Here is a 15,802-nt window from a genome sequence, read left to right as displayed (position 1 = left end):
CTAATTACGAAGTGGTTTACCTGTTTTTAACATGTGCTGAATACGCTCTAAAGTCTTACGTTCTGTACATAGACTTAAGAAAGCTTCGCGTTCTAGATCTAATAAATATTGCTCACTTACTTTAGTTGGTTCTGATAAATCACCACCAGCCATTACGTAAGCTAATTTGTTAGCTATTTTTTGATCGTGTTCACTAATGTAGTGGCTTGCTTCCATTGCATCTGTTCCTACTAAGAACATACCTAATGCTTGTTTACCAAGTACTTTAATGTCCTTGCGTTTTACAGGTTGCGTGTAGCCTTGATCTGCCATTAATTTAGCGTGTGCTTTAGCTGTAGCAATTTGTCTGTCTTTATTAACAACAACAATATCTTTTCCTTTTTGTAAAACACCTAAATCAAATGCTTCGTAAGCTGAAGTTGACACTTTTGCCATACCGATAGTTAAGAAATACTCTTGAAGTGTATTTAACTCAACATCACCTTTTTTGAAAGTATCTTGAGCTCTTAAAGCCATTTCTTTAGATCCGCCACCACCTGGAATTACACCAACTCCAAATTCAACTAATCCCATATAAGTTTCTGCAGCAGCAACAACTTTATCAGCATGAAGTGATAATTCACATCCGCCACCAAGTGTCATACCATGTGGTGCAGAAATAGTAGGAATAGAAGAGTAGCGCATGCGCATCATCGTATCCTGGAAGTACTTGATCGCCATATTAAGCTCGTCATACTCTTGTTCTGCAGCCATCATAAAAATCATTCCGATGTTTGCTCCAACAGAGAAGTTTGCACCTTGGTTACCAACCACTAAACCAGCAAAATCTTTTTCAGCTAAGTCTATTGCTTTATTTAAACCAGCAAGCACGTCGCCACCAATCGTGTTCATTTTAGATTGGAATTCAACATTTAAAATTCCGTCACCTAAATCTTCAACAACTACACCAGAGTTTTTGAATACCTCGTTAGATTTTCTGATGTTATCTAATATGATGAAACTATCTTGTCCTGGTACTTTTTCTTGTGCTTTCTTATCAATATCGTAGAAATACGTAGCTCCATCTTTTACTGTGTAAAACGATGTGTTACCAGAAGCAACCATATCATTTACCCAAGCTGCTGGTGTTTTTCCTTCAGCTTTCATAATTTCAAGACCTTTTTCTACACCAATTGCATCCCAAATTTGGAAAGGACCATGTTCCCAACCAAATCCAGCTTTCATTGCATCATCTATCTTATATAATTCGTCTGAAATTTCAGGAATACGATGTGATACGTAAGCAAACATTGCAGCGAAGTTTTTGCGATAAAATTCACCAGCTTTATCTTTTCCTTTTACTAAAATTGGAAAACGGTCGATGACTTTATCTACAGTTTTTGTTAATTCTAGAGTAGGGAAAGAGGCTCTTTTTTTAGAGCGATAGTCTAATGTATCTAAGTCTAATGATAAAATTTCGCTTTTACCATCGTCTGTTTTAACTTTTTTATAAAATCCTTGACCTGTTTTACTTCCTAACCATTTGTTTTCCATCATGGTATTGATGAAATCTGGTAATTTGAAAAGCTCATGTGCTTCGTCATTAGGACAGTTGTCGTAAATTCCGTTAGCTACATGTACTAAAGTGTCTAATCCAACAACATCTACCGTACGGAAAGTTGCTGATTTTGGACGACCAATAACAGGACCAGTTAATTTATCAACTTCTTCAACAGTTAAGCCTAATTCTTTTACTTGATGAAATAACGATTGAATACCAAAAATACCAATACGGTTACCAATAAAAGCAGGCGTATCTTTAGCGATTACAGATGTTTTTCCTAAAAATTGTTCACCATAACCGTTTAAGAAGTCCAAAACGTCTTGAGATGTTTTAGGTCCAGGGATTACTTCGAATAATTTTAAGTAACGTGCTGGATTAAAGAAGTGCGTTCCGCAGAAATGCTTTTGGAAATCTTCGCTGCGTCCTTCACTCATAAACTTAATAGGAATACCAGATGTATTTGATGTAATTAAAGTACCTGGTGTACGGTGTTGTTCTAGTTTTTCAAATACTTGCTTTTTAATGTCAAGTCTTTCTACAACTACTTCCATAATCCAATCTACATTTGCCACTTTTGCAATATCATCTTCAAGATTACCAGTTGTAATTCTGTTTGCAAAATCTTTGTGATAGATTGGTGATGGTTTAGATTTTAATGATGCAGCTAATGCAGTGTTTACAATACGGTTTCTTACGACCTTGTTTTCTAAAGTTAATCCTTTAGCTTTTTCGGCATCGTTTAATTCTCTTGGTACAATGTCTAATAATAAGACTTCAACACCAATATTGGCAAAATGACAAGCAATACCGCTTCCCATAATTCCTGATCCAATAATGGCTACTTTTTTGATTCTACGTTTACTCATTTTTACGAAATGGTTTCTTTAGTATATATTTTTTTATTAGAAATTAACTCGTTTATCGTGTCTGACACTTCATAGAAATGTTTTAGTTTCTCTTCTGAAACGTGTGCTCTAATCGTTTCATTAAAAATTAAAACACGTTCTTTAGCGTCTTTTCTTTTTTCTTTTCCAAACTCAGTAAGATGGATTAAAACACCACGTCCGTCGTTTGGGTTAGGTTTACGTTCTATCAAACCTAATTCTTCCATACGTTTTAATATTCTTGAAAGACTAGTTGCTTCCATACCCATAATTGGGCCTAAAGAAGTAGAAGGCGTACCGTTTTCTTTATCGATACTTAATAATGTAAAACCAGTCGCCATAGTTGTGTCAAACTTTGCAGCTTCTTCGTTATACATTTTGTTTACTGCTAACCAAGTGGTTCTTAGCATGTAATCTATTGTTCTGTCTTTCATTTTTTGTATTAAAATTCTTTTGAAGGTTTTCAAAGATAGTAAAATTTATTATGCGTGCATAATAAATTTTTAAAAAAAATTATGATATTAATAAAAAAAGCCATCTAAATTTTAGATGGCTTCTTATTTTGTATTAAAAAATGATTAATTATAAATTTTATCATAAAGATCTTTATAGATATTTTTAATAATGTCTCTTTTCATTTTCATGGTTGGCGTTAATTGTCCACCATCTACAGACCAAACATCTTGAGTAAGTTCAAAACGTTTAATTTGTTCCCATTTTCCAAAACTTTTATTGCAATTGTCTATTTCTTTTTGGATACGATCTATTACTATTTGAGATGTAGCAATTTCTTTATCCGATTTTCCAATATTATTATGTTTTCTATCAATCCAATCTCTGATAAATTCGAAGTTTGGTTGTATGATTGCTGCTGGCATTTTTTCGCCTTCACCAACTACCATTGCTTGCTCAATAAATCTAGATTGTTTTAGATCGTTTTCTAATAGTGTAGGTATAACGTATTTTCCTCCAGAAGTTTTAAACATTTCTTTTTTACGACCAGTAATTTTTAAGAAACCATCTGGATCGATTTCTCCTTTATCGCCGGTATGAAAATAATCTCCAGTCATTACACTAGCTGTTTTTTCTGGATCTTTGTAATAGCCTTTCATTACGTTTGGTCCTTTAATTAGGATTTCACCATCTTCGGCAATTTTTACTTCAACGCGATCTATTGGTTTTCCAACTGTCCCTACTTTAAAGTGATTGTCTCTATACATACCTACAGATACAACAGGAGATGTTTCGGTTAAACCGTAACCTTCCATTACTTTCATTCCTGCTGCACAGAAAATTCTTGTTAGTCTAGGTGATAAAGCAGCACTACCAGAGACCATTGTAGTTAGTTCGCCACCTAAAGCAGCTCGCCATTTACTAAAGATTAATTTGTTGGCTATTTTTAATTTGAATTCATACCAAGCTCCGTTTTTACCATATGGTTCCCATTGTTCTCCTAACTCTATCGCCCAATGGAAAAGTTTACTTTTTATACCACTTAATTCTGAGCCTTTAGCATATATTTTATCATATACTTTTTCTAATAACCTAGGAACAACACTCATTAAATTAGGTTTAATATCTTGAGCATTTTCTGCAATTTTATCTATTGCTTCTGCAAAATAGATACTGGCTCCAGCGTATTGATAGATGTAAATTAAAACACGTTCGAAAACATGACATATAGGAAGAAAACTTAATACTCTAGTTTCTCCAGTAGAAATTGGTAATCTAGGAATACTGTTTAATACATTGCTTGTTATATTATCATGACTAAGCATAACGCCTTTTGGTCTTCCTGTTGTTCCAGATGTATAGATTATTGTTGCTAAATCGTCTGGTTTTACAGCGTCTTTTCTAGCTTCTACTTCTGGTTGATTACTTTCATCTTTTCCTAATTCAAAAAGTTCTGAATAATGTTTACAGCCTTCAATATGATCAAAAGAATAAACCTCTTTTAATTTAGTGTTTTGTCTTACTTTGTTTATTTTTTGTAATACTTCTTCGTCCGAAACAAAGCAATATATTGCTTCACTATGATTTAAAACATACTCATAATCTTCTGCTGAAATCGTAGGATAGATAGGAATATTTTGTGCTCCTAATTGTAAAACACCAATATCTACAATATTCCATTCTGTCCTATTAGTAGAAGAGATTACTGCAATTTTATCGTTTTTGTTGACACCTAATTTTAATAACGCGCGACTTAAAGCATTGGCTTTGTCTATATATTCTTTTGTTGAAGTTGCTTCCCATTTACCATTTTTTTTGGTAACTAAAGCAGCGTTAAGATTGTGTTTATCAAGTTGATAGTAAGGAAAATCGAAAAGTCGGGTTACTTGAATCATTATTTAAAATAAAATTAAGAGGATTGCAAAGTATAAAAATTTCAAACGATTTCGAAATTTAGTTTAAAAAAAGGAGCCGTAAATTGCGGCTCCTTATGCGCTAATTGATAGCTTGAATTAATGCTATTTCTATATTTATTTAATAACTAACTATTTTTAAATGAATCCCTTAACTTTCATTTAAATTAAATAAAACGCATAATTCTATGCTAATTTATATAATTAATTATTAAAAATCTTGTAAATTATCGTAAATATTAAATTGATAAATATTTTTTTATCAATGTGTTATCTCTCTTAATATACTCAGTTGGTTTTACTTTCATGAATAATTTAAAATCTCTATTAAAGTGAGATAAGTCATAATAGTTGTAGTAATCTAAAGCTTCGTTAAAATCTATTATTTCAGATTCGTAAGCTTTCATTAAATGCCAAAACTTATAGAGTTTTATATATTTTAAAGGTGTTAAACCAACGATTTTTTTAAACTGAATTTCTAAATTTTTCTGCGAAATTGTTAAGTATTCTAAAACTTCTTCGACGCTTATTCTTCCTTTTTTTTGGTGAATTAAGTCTATAGCAATATCTACATAATTGATATTTTTATTGTCTTTAACAGGAATACTAAATAGTACTTTTTCTAAATTTTTAGCAATTTCTTTAGAGCTATCTTCTTCTTTAAAAACATGAATTATTTTATCATGTAATAGTTGACAAAAATCTTTTAACGGTAAATGAGAATCTGTGATAGAAGACATTTGTTTACCTAAAATTTTGTGTAAAAACGTAGCGTGAAAATTTGCACCAAAAACTCTTACAGGACATGTTGGAATAAACTCGTAAGACCTATAAGACTGACCACATACAACTAAGCCGTTTTCTAGAAAAGACTTGTTGTTTATAACGACTTCGTGTTTTTCATCTGAAAAAAAATAGAGTAAATGACTTTGCGCTGTTGGTAATAAATTACCCACTAGAGGCATGTCTTTTTCTTCGATTTCAAACTCGAAAAAGGAGGTTATAAATTTGTTAGGTTTTTGACAAAAAATACGTTCAAACTTCATGATTATAATTTTTCACACTTAACACAGGCGAAAAATAATAAAAAAAGTATGAATTATCCTACGATATTAGTTGTTTTTCTTTTCAATCCATTTTCTAGCATCTACAAATGCTTCTATCCATGGTGATACATTATCGGTTCTATTTTCTTCGTAATTAGCCCAATTCCAAGGAAATATAGATCGCTCTATATGTGGCATAGTAACAAGATGTCTTCCGGTTTTATCACAAAGCATAGCCGTATTGTAATCTGATCCATTTGGATTGGACGGATAATTGTTGTATCCATATTTTGCAACTATGTCATAATTATTTTCCTGTTCAGGTAAATTAAATTTACCTTCTCCATGACTTATCCAAACACCTAAAGTAGTTCCTGCTAAATTACGTAGCATTACAGAATTATTTGGTTGTACAACAACAGAAGTAAAGGCGCTTTCATGTTTTTTAGAATTATTATGAACCATTTTACCATGAATCTTATGTTCTGGATTTATAAGTTCTAACTCCATAAATAACTGACAACCATTACAAATACCAACAGAAAGGGTATCTTCTCTTTCAAAGAAGTTTTTTATAGCTTTGTTGGCTTTGTCATTATATTTAATTGCTCCAGCCCAACCTTTTGCAGACCCTAAAACATCACTGTTAGAAAAACCTCCAACAGCACCTAAAAACTGAATGTCTTCAAGAGTTTCACGACCAGAAATTAAGTCGGTCATGTGCACATCTTTTACGTCAAAACCAGCTAAATACATCGCATTAGCCATTTCGCGTTCAGAGTTACTTCCTTTTTCTCTTAAAATAGCAGCTTTTGGTCTATTTGTATATTGATTTGCTTTGTAAATACTTAAATCGCCAGTAAATTCTTTTGGGAAATTATAAGTTAAAGGTTGTTTAGCATAGTTTTCAAAACGTGTTTTTGCTAATCCATTAGCTGTTTGTTTTTCATCTAATAAATATGAAGTTTTGTACCACATGTCTCTTAATCTAGAAACTGTCATTGTGTACACTTCATCATTATTAATAATACTTAACACATCGCTAGTAGATGTTTTTCCTATGTTGAAAAACTCAATATTAGCATTGTTTAAAACAGTTTCAATTGAATGGTCAGAAGCTTGGAAAACTATTCCCGAATTTTCAGCAAAAAGTAATTTTATCGTGTCTTTTTCATTTAAAGAAGAAAGATCAAGCTCAGCTCCTAAATTGATATCTGCAAAGCACATTTCTAATAAGGTTGTGATTAATCCACCAGAAGCAACATCATGACCAGCAACAATTTTTTGGTCTTTTATTAATTGTTGAATCGTGTTAAATACCGTTTTTACATAACCAGCATCTTTAATGTTTGGTGCATCATTTCCTACTTTATTTAAGATTTGAGCAAAACTACTTCCACCTAATTTAAATTGATCTTGTGATAGGTTAATGTAGTAAATATCTCCGCCATTTCTTCTTAAAACAGGCTCAATAACATTAGTGATATTATTACAATTTGCTGCAGCAGAAATTATTACAGTTCCAGGAGAAATAACATCGCCATCAGGATATTTTTGCTTCATAGATAATGAATCTTTTCCTGTTGGAACATTAATGCCTAAGTCTATAGCAAATTCTGAAATTGCTTGAACAGCTTCATACAATCTTGCATCTTCACCTTCATTTTTACAAGGCCACATCCAGTTTGCTGATAAAGATACCGACTGTAAACCATCTTTTAATGGTGCCCAAATAATGTTAGTTAAAGCTTCGGTAATACTATTGCGGCTTCCTGCAACAGGATTTATTAATCCTGAAATAGGCGAGTGACCTATTGATGTTGCAATACCTTCTTTTCCTTTAAAGTCTAATGCCATTACACCAACATTATTTAATGGTAATTGTAATGGTCCTGCACATTGTTGTTTAGCAACTTTACCACCAACACAACGGTCTACTTTATTGGTAAGCCAATCTTTACAAGCTACAGCTTCTAACTGTAAGACTTGATCTAAATAATGGTAGATTTTGTCTTTATCGTAAGCGATTTCATTGTAATTAGAAGCTACAGTTTTATCTGTCATTATAGTTTTTGGCGAGCTTCCAAACATATCTTCTAAAGCTAAATCCATTGGTTTGTCACCATTGGTTTTAGACTGGAAAGTAAAACGGTTATCGTTTGTTACATCACCAACAGTATACATTGGTGAGCGTTCGCGCTCGGCAATTTTGTTTAAAGTTTCGATGTGTTTTTCTGCTATAACTAATCCCATTCGTTCTTGAGACTCGTTACCAATAATTTCTTTAGCAGAAAGTGTTGGATCTCCAACTGGTAAAGCATCTAAGTCTATTTTTCCACCAGTATCTTCAACTAATTCGCTTAAACAATTTAAATGTCCGCCAGCACCATGATCGTGAATAGAAACTATAAAATTCTCGTCACTTTCTACCATACCGCGAACAGCGTTAGCCGCACGTTTTTGCATTTCTGGGTTAGAACGTTGTACAGCGTTAAGTTCTATTCCTGAAGAAAACTCACCTGTATCTGCAGAAGAAACTGCAGCTCCACCCATTCCTATACGATAATTTTCTCCACCAAGAATTACAATTTTATCACCATTTTTTGGTGTGTCTTTTAATGCTTGGTCTGCTTTACCGTATCCAATTCCGCCAGCTTGCATTATTACTTTATCAAAACCTAAAGCTTTAGCATCTTCTTTGTGTTCAAAAGTTAAAACAGATCCGCAGATTAACGGTTGTCCAAATTTGTTACCAAAATCTGAAGCACCATTACTAGCTTTTATTAAGATATCCATTGGTGTTTGGTACAACCATTTGCGTTCTGGAAACGCTTTTTCCCAAGGACGATTGTCTTCTAATCTAGAATACGAAGTCATGTAAACTGCTGTTCCAGCTAAAGGTAAAGACCCTTTTCCTCCAGCAAGTCTGTCTCTAATTTCTCCACCAGATCCTGTTGCAGCACCATTAAAAGGCTCGACAGTAGTAGGGAAGTTGTGTGTTTCCGCTTTAAGCGAAATTACAGATTCAAAATCTTTAGTTTGATAAAAATCTGGAATGTCTGCACGTTTTGGTGCAAACTGTTCTACGACTGGACCTTTTATAAAAGCTACGTTATCTTTATAGGCAGAAACTATATCGTTTGGATTAGTTTCTGAAGTCTTTTTAATTAATTTGAAAAGTGATGTTGGTTTTTCTTCACCATCGATTACAAATGTACCGTTGAAGATTTTGTGGCGACAATGTTCACTGTTGACCTGTGAAAAACCAAACACCTCTGAGTCAGTTAATGGTCGTCCTATTTTTTTAGAAACATTTTCTAAATACTCTACTTCTTCATCACTTAAAGATAAGCCTTCTTGTATGTTGTAAGCCGAAATATCTTCTATGTTTTTTATAGCTTCTGGTTGAATATTTATTGTGAAACTATCTTGAGTTAATCCATTAAATTTTTCTGAAATCATTGGATCAAATTCTTTGAAATCTTTAGAACAAGATTCAAATTCTTCAATTCTAATAATGCCTTCAATACCCATATTTTGGGTGATTTCTACTGCGTTGGTACTCCAAGGAGTAATCATAGCAGCACGTGGACCAACAAAAAAAGCATCTAAAGATGCTTGTTCTATTTTAGGTTGGTTGCCAAATAACCACGTTAATTTTTTTATAGTTTCGGTTGATAATTCTTTTGTTGCTTGAACAGCAAATACTTTACTGTTTTGGTTTCCGAAGAAATGAATCATTATATTTAGTTTAGTGTTGTTTTTAAAGGTGTAAATTTAATAGATTTAGTTTTAAGAATTAACTAAAATGTAGACTATTTTTTTAAGTTATTCACGTCTTTATTAACTAAAAAAGCGACTTAATAAGTCGCTTTTTAAAGTTGAGATTTTTTACTAATTAATTAGTTTCTAATTAATTTTTTAGTTGTATTTCCTTTTAAGGAATTTAATTTAATGATGTAAATTCCGCTTTTTAAAGCTTCGATATTTATAGCAGAATTAGTTTTTGTAACACTACCATTTAATATTTTTTTACCTAATAAATCATAAACTTCAAAAGTTGTATTTGTATTTACAGCGATATTTAAAGTTTTTCCTTTTACTGGATTTGGGTATATTTTTATTTCATCTTCTTTTTGAAACGTGTCTGTTCCTAAAGTAGAATAACATGTCCAACTTAAATCGTCTATTCTAATTCTATTAGAAGTTGAATTACGAAGTTCTACCACAACATTCCCATCTACATTAATATCACTTATTACAGTAGTTGTAGAGCTTGTGTTGTCACCACTATATGGAATAACATCTTCTAAAACACCATTTACATAAAGATCAAGTGTACCTGCACTACCACTAAATGTTAATTGAGTAGTCACAGTTAAAGAACCAATTCCGCCACTAATTGAAGGAGACGTTAAACTACCTGTTCTTACACAAATAGCTCTTCCATTTAAAGTTTGGTCTGTTCTTGCATCTGTTGCTGTCCATCCATCTGTAACACCATCGTTACCTGTCCATGTTCTTGTAGCGTAAGAACCTTGGTTGCTTGGTATATTTTCAAAATCTTCAGATAAACAATCACTACCAGTTGGTGGACCAGCAAGCGTTGTTAAACAATCTTGATTACTTACAGTAGATATATTTCCTGCGCCATCTAAAGCATAAATTGTAAAACAATAATTTGTGTTACTGCTTAATCCATTTACAGTGTAAGTAGTAGCTGCGGATGCTGTATTTTCAGCAAATGTACCATCTATGTAAATATCATAAGAAACTACACCTGTATCGTCTGTAGCAGCTGTCCAACTTAAATCTATTGAAGATGAAGTTGCATTAGAAGCTACTAAATTAGTTGGGTTAGATGGTGGCGTAGTATCATTACTTGTATATATACCCCAAATGTCTTCTGCTGGAGTTCCTCCCCAAATTAAAGTTGCTAGATATGGCTCGTCTATAAAAGGATTTCTGTTTCCTTGTGCAAAACTGTTAGATGTATTTTCGTGATAATCATTTCTAGCTACTTCTATTGCAGAAACAGGATCTGCAGCATTCCACTCTAATAATAAATTAATCATATTAGAATCTACACTGTTAGTTGTTCCTACAGCTACATTAGATGGTAAACATTGGCTACCATATCTTAAATACATATACATCATCATTCTAGCGACATCACCACGCCAATCTGTACCACCTAAAGATGCGTCTCCTGGATACCAACCGCCAGTAACGTTACTTGAATTACCACTTCCATCTGCAAATAATTGACTTCCTCTAGAGTTGTTTCTTTGTACATCTGTTGGTCTTAAATGATGCGCATCTGAACCTGGTCCAGAAGTACCAAGATCTGGATTACCTAAAGACTTTGGATAGGTATGTTCTCTGTTCCAATCACCTACATTACCACCATTACTATTCTTATTCCTAGATAAATCGTTGGTAATATTTCCGTCAGAACCATCTTCCCAACCATACAGTAAAAGTACATTATTTGCGTTATTAGGATCTTCGTCTGTAGCTCTACATGCTTCCCAAACATTAGCATAACTTAAGAAGTTGGTATGCATGTTAATTGTTTTTGTAGCAAGCTCGTCTCTTAAAGCTAAACCTGTTAAATTTAAATTAACATCGTTATAATAAGCTTGTTGAGCATTTAAAACATAACTACTTAAAAAAAGCAGTAGTAAAATCGGGTAATTTTTTTTCATTTAAATTTTTATTTAAGTCGTAATATACTATTAAATAGTTTTTTTAATATGTTGTATCTTCAAAGATAGTTTAACACTGGTTTAATTACAATAATATTCGATTAAACGTAAATTGTAATTAGTTTCTTTTTAATAAAGCCATATAAAATCCATCAAATCCTGATTGATGCGATAGAATTTTTTCTTCTTTTACAAAACTAAACTCTTTTCCGTGATCTGATGCTAAGAATTTTTTAACTTGTTCTTCATTTTCAGAAGGTAAAATAGAACAAGTAGCATAAACTAATTGTCCTCCAGATTTTACCATTTTAGAATATGAATTTAGAATTTCTGATTGTGTTTTTTTAATACGTTCTAAAAATTCAGGTTCTAACTTCCATTTTGCATCAGGATTTCTTCTTAAAACACCTAATCCAGAACAAGGCGCATCAATTAAAACTCTATCGGCTTTATCATATAATTTTTTAATCACTTTTGTAGAGTCTATATGTCTTGGTTCTACATTATGCGCACCATTACGTTTTGCGCGACGCTTTAATTCTTTTAGCTTATTTGCGTAAATATCTAAAGCTATGATTTGCCCTTTATTTTCCATTAAAGAAGCAAGGTGTAACGTTTTACCGCCAGCACCAGCACAAGTATCTACTACACGCATACCAGGTTCTACTTGCAAAAAGTCTGCCACTAATTGTGACGATGCGTCTTGTACTTCAAACAATCCATCTTTAAAGGCTTGTGTTGTAAATACATTAGCGCGTTCTTTTAATTTTAACGCATGAGGATAACCTTTAATATACTCGGTTTCAATGTCATTATCGTGTAGTATATTTTGAAGGTCTTCTTTTGTTGTTTTTAAGGTGTTTACTCTTAAAATAACATCTGCTTGCTCGTTTAAGGCTTGGATTTCTTTAGTCCATTTGGCTTCTCCAAGTTCTTTTAAAGCAATGTTATCTATCCAATCTGGAATAGACTCTTTAATTTTTCTAATTTTAGAAAGCTCGTCAAAACGACCTTTAATTTTTCGAGTTGGCGTGTTTTCAAAATACTTCCAATCGGGTAATTTAATACCTTTTAAAGTTGCCCAAACTGCAAACATACGCCAGATATCATCTCTGCTAAAAGGTTCTTTTACGTTAGCAATTTCGGCATATAAACGCTTCCAACGTACGATGTCGTAAGTGGTTTCGGCTACAAAAGCACGATCACGACTTCCCCAACGTTTGTCTCTTTTTAAAAGTTGTTGTACTACTTTGTCTGCGTATTGTCCTTCGTTAAAAATTTGAAGTAAACCATCTACGGTAGCAAAACATAAGTTTCTGTGTAAGCGCATATTTTAAAATTTAAAAGCGTGCAAAGTTAAGGTTTATCTGTGGATTTTGAATGACTTTGTTAAATATTTCAATTTGCTTTTCTATTTTTATTGAAAATTATTAATGATGAAATTATCCCTTCAGTTTATTATAGCCTTCATATCACTGCTAATTATCTTTAATTGTAAATCTTTAAAAGATGAAAGTCCTATTGAAAAGGAAGTTGAAAATTTTACATCTGTTGAAATTGAAACTTTAATTGAAGATACTACTTTAAATGTGAGAGCTTTAGAATATTTCGATACTAATAAATCCTTTGGTTTTTTGACTTCAACAGGTAATTTTGGAGCAATACTAACAAGAGATAATGATTATGATAATAATGAAATTAATAAAGTAGTGTATCCAACTTTTGTAGACAGTACTAATTCAAAATTAAATTTTAGATCTTTAGCTTTAGTAAATAATTTTGGTTTTGCATTAAGTATTGGTAATCCAGCTTTGCTATATCGAATAGATTCTGAAGGAGAAATAGATTTGGTCTATCAAGAAAATCATCCAAAATCTTTTTACGATTCTATGGAGTTTTGGAATGACAAAGAAGGTATCGCCATTGGTGATCCAACTGATGATTGCATGAGTGTAATTATTACAAGAGATGGCGGAAATACCTGGTCTAAATTACCCTGTGAAGAATTACCAAAAGCCAATGAAGGCGAAGCTGCATTTGCTGCAAGTGATACAAACATTGCTATAGTAGGCGATAAGACTTGGGTAGCAACAGGAGGAAAGTCTAGCCGAATTTTATTTTCGGCTGATAAAGGAAAAACTTGGAACGTTTTTGAAACGCCAATTATACAGGGAAAAGAAACTACTGGAATGTATAGCTTGGATTTTTATGATGAAAATCATGGTTTTGCAATTGGTGGCGATTATACAGATGCAGATGCTAATCAAAAGAATAAAATTGTGACTAATAATGGCGGAAAAACATGGGAAGTTGTTGCAGATGGAAGAGGACCAGGTTACCGTAGTTGTGTACAATATGTGCCAAACAGTAGTGCACAACAATTAGTTGCGATAGGTTTTAAAGGTATAGATTACAGTGCAGATGCAGGACAAACTTGGAAACATCTTAGCGATGAAGGTTTTTACGCACTAAGATTTTTAAACGATAGTACTGCTTATGCTGCAGGAAACGGACGCATAAGTAAATTGAGTTTTAAATAAAAAAAACAGCCATTTGGCTGCTTTTTTTATTTAATTTTTTCGCATTTCACGATGTCTGCCTCTATATTCTTCAATGATTTTACGCTTAAACGTACGCTCGGCATGCATTAATTTTACTATTTTTTTATAGCTAATAATTTTAGAAAGCTTATCTACTAAGTTTTTTTCACTTTTTAATTTGGCTTCTTCAAAGTCTTGCATTTCTTTAAGTAAAGATTCTGCTTCTTTTTCAGATAATTTTTCGATGTTAATCTCTTTTCTTTTTGCTAAAGACGATTCGTAGATTTTATGTTTTTCGTCTTCGTGAGCATTGTAAATTGGCCAAAAATTTTCAGCTTCTTTAGTGGTTAAATTTAATTGCTCTGTGATGTGAGCTACTTTTAATGCTTTAAGTTTTTCTCTTTTGTCTTGTGCTATACTTGTGATTGAAAACAAGATTGAAAAAAATAATATGATTGATGTTTTCATGATATTAATTCGTGTGTTTATTGATCTAATAGGTCTTCAATTTCAATTTCATCTAGATAGTTATCTATTGAAGTTGCATTGTAGTTTATAAAATCTGTTTGAGATAATTGTTCTGTGTCTATTAAGCTATTTAAGTCGTTTAAATCAATTTCGTCTATAATATAAGTTTCTACAGTTTCTGTGTCTAAACTGTCAAAAGTTATTGGTGTATTAAATAGATTTAAATTGAAAAATAAAACAACCATAGCTGCAATACTTGCTATTGTAATTATAGTTTTTTTGTTAATTAACTTAATTACCTTAGGTTGTTGGGTTTTGCTAATTATTTTATCTTCAATAGTTTCAAAATAATTTTCTGGTATTTTAAATCCAGAATTTTCACAACTATTTTTAATACTAATTTGAGACATAATTTGATCTTCTATTGTATCAAAATAGGCGTTAGGTATTTTAAAACCTGATTGTTTAATGGTATTTAAGTTTTCTTTTTTCATCTTTTATTTAGACACTAATTTTGTTTAAAGGTTTAATCTTTAGTTAAATAAGCTTCTATTTTTTTTACTGCTAAGTGATAGGATGCTTTTAATGCACCTTCGCTAGTATCTAATATGTTTGATATTTGGCTGTATTTAAGGTCTTGAAAGTATTTCATGTTAAAAACCAGTTGTTGTTTTTCTGGTAATGTAGCGATTGCTTTTTGAAGTTTGATTTGAATAGTGTCTCCTTCAAAATACACATCACTTTCTAAGCTTCTAAGGGCATTATTATTTGCCTCTTCACTAGTTATTTGTTGTCGTTTTGCAATTTGTTTTAAATGTGTTAAAGATTCATTTGTAGCTATACGATATAACCAAGAATATAGCTGACTTTCACCTTTAAATTTATCTATGTTTTTAAATACTTTTATAAATGTATTTTGCAATACATCATCTGCATCTTCATGAGATTTTACTATATGTCTAATGTGCCAATATAATCGCTCTTTATAAAGTGATATTAGCTCTTTAAACCCTTCGTTTTTTAAATTGGGTTTTTGCAATTTTGATAACAGTAAAGTCTCTTTGTTTGTCATTTATGTCTTTTAGACTATAATTTTATGTAAAGGTTTAATTAGAATACTATTTTTTTTAATATTTATAACTGTTTGTTTTATAGATTAATAGATTTATTTTTATCGTTAAAATGTTTGTTTTTATTGATGAAATGCGTGATTTTTTTGTAAAGTAAGTTTATATGTGTTAAATTTG

General features: G+C 31.9%; 11 protein-coding genes. 1 reads left to right on the top strand and 10 read right to left on the bottom strand.

The features are described from left to right. The 7 genes from IFB02_RS00630 to IFB02_RS00600 form a co-directional block, all read right to left on the bottom strand. Window positions 1-2,409, bottom strand: coding sequence for a 3-hydroxyacyl-CoA dehydrogenase/enoyl-CoA hydratase family protein (locus IFB02_RS00630; RefSeq protein ID WP_191072915.1), 2,409 nt, complete (start codon window positions 2,407-2,409; stop codon window positions 1-3). A 2-nt stretch (window positions 2,410-2,411) separates the two neighbouring features. Then, window positions 2,412-2,861: a MarR family winged helix-turn-helix transcriptional regulator gene (locus IFB02_RS00625; protein ID WP_106689088.1), complete on the bottom strand. Its 450-nt coding sequence runs from the start codon at window positions 2,859-2,861 to the stop codon at window positions 2,412-2,414. 144 nt (window positions 2,862-3,005) lie between these two features. Next, complete coding sequence (locus tag IFB02_RS00620; RefSeq protein ID WP_106689087.1) at window positions 3,006-4,775, bottom strand: AMP-dependent synthetase/ligase; 1,770 nt, start codon at window positions 4,773-4,775, stop codon at window positions 3,006-3,008. Between the two features lie 257 nt (window positions 4,776-5,032). Beyond that, complete coding sequence (locus IFB02_RS00615; RefSeq protein WP_191072914.1) at window positions 5,033-5,839, bottom strand: helix-turn-helix domain-containing protein; 807 nt, start codon at window positions 5,837-5,839, stop codon at window positions 5,033-5,035. 66 nt (window positions 5,840-5,905) lie between these two features. Continuing rightward, window positions 5,906-9,580: a phosphoribosylformylglycinamidine synthase gene (purL, locus tag IFB02_RS00610; RefSeq protein WP_191072913.1), complete on the bottom strand. Its 3,675-nt coding sequence runs from the start codon at window positions 9,578-9,580 to the stop codon at window positions 5,906-5,908. A gap of 161 nt (window positions 9,581-9,741) precedes the next feature. After that, window positions 9,742-11,547: an endonuclease gene (locus IFB02_RS00605; protein ID WP_191072912.1), complete on the bottom strand. Its 1,806-nt coding sequence runs from the start codon at window positions 11,545-11,547 to the stop codon at window positions 9,742-9,744. A 118-nt stretch (window positions 11,548-11,665) separates the two neighbouring features. After that, the gene (locus IFB02_RS00600) at window positions 11,666-12,877 is read right to left on the bottom strand and encodes an RsmB/NOP family class I SAM-dependent RNA methyltransferase (protein WP_191072911.1); all 1,212 of its coding nucleotides are present in this window, start codon (window positions 12,875-12,877) and stop codon (window positions 11,666-11,668) included. A gap of 103 nt (window positions 12,878-12,980) precedes the next feature. On the opposite strand from IFB02_RS00600, the gene IFB02_RS00595 reads away from it, so the two are divergent. Then, complete coding sequence (locus IFB02_RS00595) at window positions 12,981-14,087, top strand: WD40/YVTN/BNR-like repeat-containing protein (RefSeq protein ID WP_106689082.1); 1,107 nt, start codon at window positions 12,981-12,983, stop codon at window positions 14,085-14,087. Window positions 14,088-14,117: 30 nt separating this feature from the next. Here the strand turns inward: IFB02_RS00595 and IFB02_RS00590 are convergent, their stop codons facing one another. From IFB02_RS00590 to IFB02_RS00580, 3 genes are read right to left on the bottom strand one after another with little or no spacing between them, the layout of a single operon-like run. After that, a complete protein-coding gene (locus IFB02_RS00590) occupies window positions 14,118-14,555 on the bottom strand; it encodes a sensor of ECF-type sigma factor (RefSeq protein ID WP_106689081.1) in 438 nt (145 codons plus the stop codon). Window positions 14,556-14,572: 17 nt separating this feature from the next. Next, the gene (locus tag IFB02_RS00585) at window positions 14,573-15,049 is read right to left on the bottom strand and encodes a hypothetical protein (RefSeq protein WP_106689080.1); all 477 of its coding nucleotides are present in this window, start codon (window positions 15,047-15,049) and stop codon (window positions 14,573-14,575) included. 32 nt (window positions 15,050-15,081) lie between these two features. Beyond that, a complete protein-coding gene (locus IFB02_RS00580) occupies window positions 15,082-15,627 on the bottom strand; it encodes an RNA polymerase sigma factor (protein WP_106689079.1) in 546 nt (181 codons plus the stop codon). Between the last annotated feature and the right edge of the window lie 175 nt (window positions 15,628-15,802).

Source organism: Mesoflavibacter profundi, assembly GCF_014764305.1.
Lineage (GTDB): Bacteria > Bacteroidota > Bacteroidia > Flavobacteriales > Flavobacteriaceae > Mesoflavibacter > Mesoflavibacter profundi.
Note: the sequence above shows the minus strand (reverse complement) of the source record. Positions and strands in the feature narration are given on the sequence as shown.

Bases quoted from the DNA above. Each gene is read 5' to 3' on its own strand.
- IFB02_RS00600 (WP_191072911.1), bottom strand. From the start codon at position 12,877: ATGCGCTTACACAGAAACTTATGTTTTGCTACCGTAGATGGTTTACTT.
- purL (WP_191072913.1), bottom strand. From the start codon at position 9,580: ATGATTCATTTCTTCGGAAACCAAAACAGTAAAGTATTTGCTGTTCAA.
- IFB02_RS00595 (WP_106689082.1), top strand. From the start codon at position 12,981: ATGATGAAATTATCCCTTCAGTTTATTATAGCCTTCATATCACTGCTA.
- IFB02_RS00605 (WP_191072912.1), bottom strand. From the start codon at position 11,547: ATGAAAAAAAATTACCCGATTTTACTACTGCTTTTTTTAAGTAGTTAT.
- IFB02_RS00580 (WP_106689079.1), bottom strand. From the start codon at position 15,627: ATGACAAACAAAGAGACTTTACTGTTATCAAAATTGCAAAAACCCAAT.
- IFB02_RS00590 (WP_106689081.1), bottom strand. From the start codon at position 14,555: ATGAAAACATCAATCATATTATTTTTTTCAATCTTGTTTTCAATCACA.
- IFB02_RS00625 (WP_106689088.1), bottom strand. From the start codon at position 2,861: ATGAAAGACAGAACAATAGATTACATGCTAAGAACCACTTGGTTAGCA.
- IFB02_RS00615 (WP_191072914.1), bottom strand. From the start codon at position 5,839: ATGAAGTTTGAACGTATTTTTTGTCAAAAACCTAACAAATTTATAACC.
- IFB02_RS00620 (WP_106689087.1), bottom strand. From the start codon at position 4,775: ATGATTCAAGTAACCCGACTTTTCGATTTTCCTTACTATCAACTTGAT.
- IFB02_RS00630 (WP_191072915.1), bottom strand. From the start codon at position 2,409: ATGAGTAAACGTAGAATCAAAAAAGTAGCCATTATTGGATCAGGAATT.
- IFB02_RS00585 (WP_106689080.1), bottom strand. From the start codon at position 15,049: ATGAAAAAAGAAAACTTAAATACCATTAAACAATCAGGTTTTAAAATA.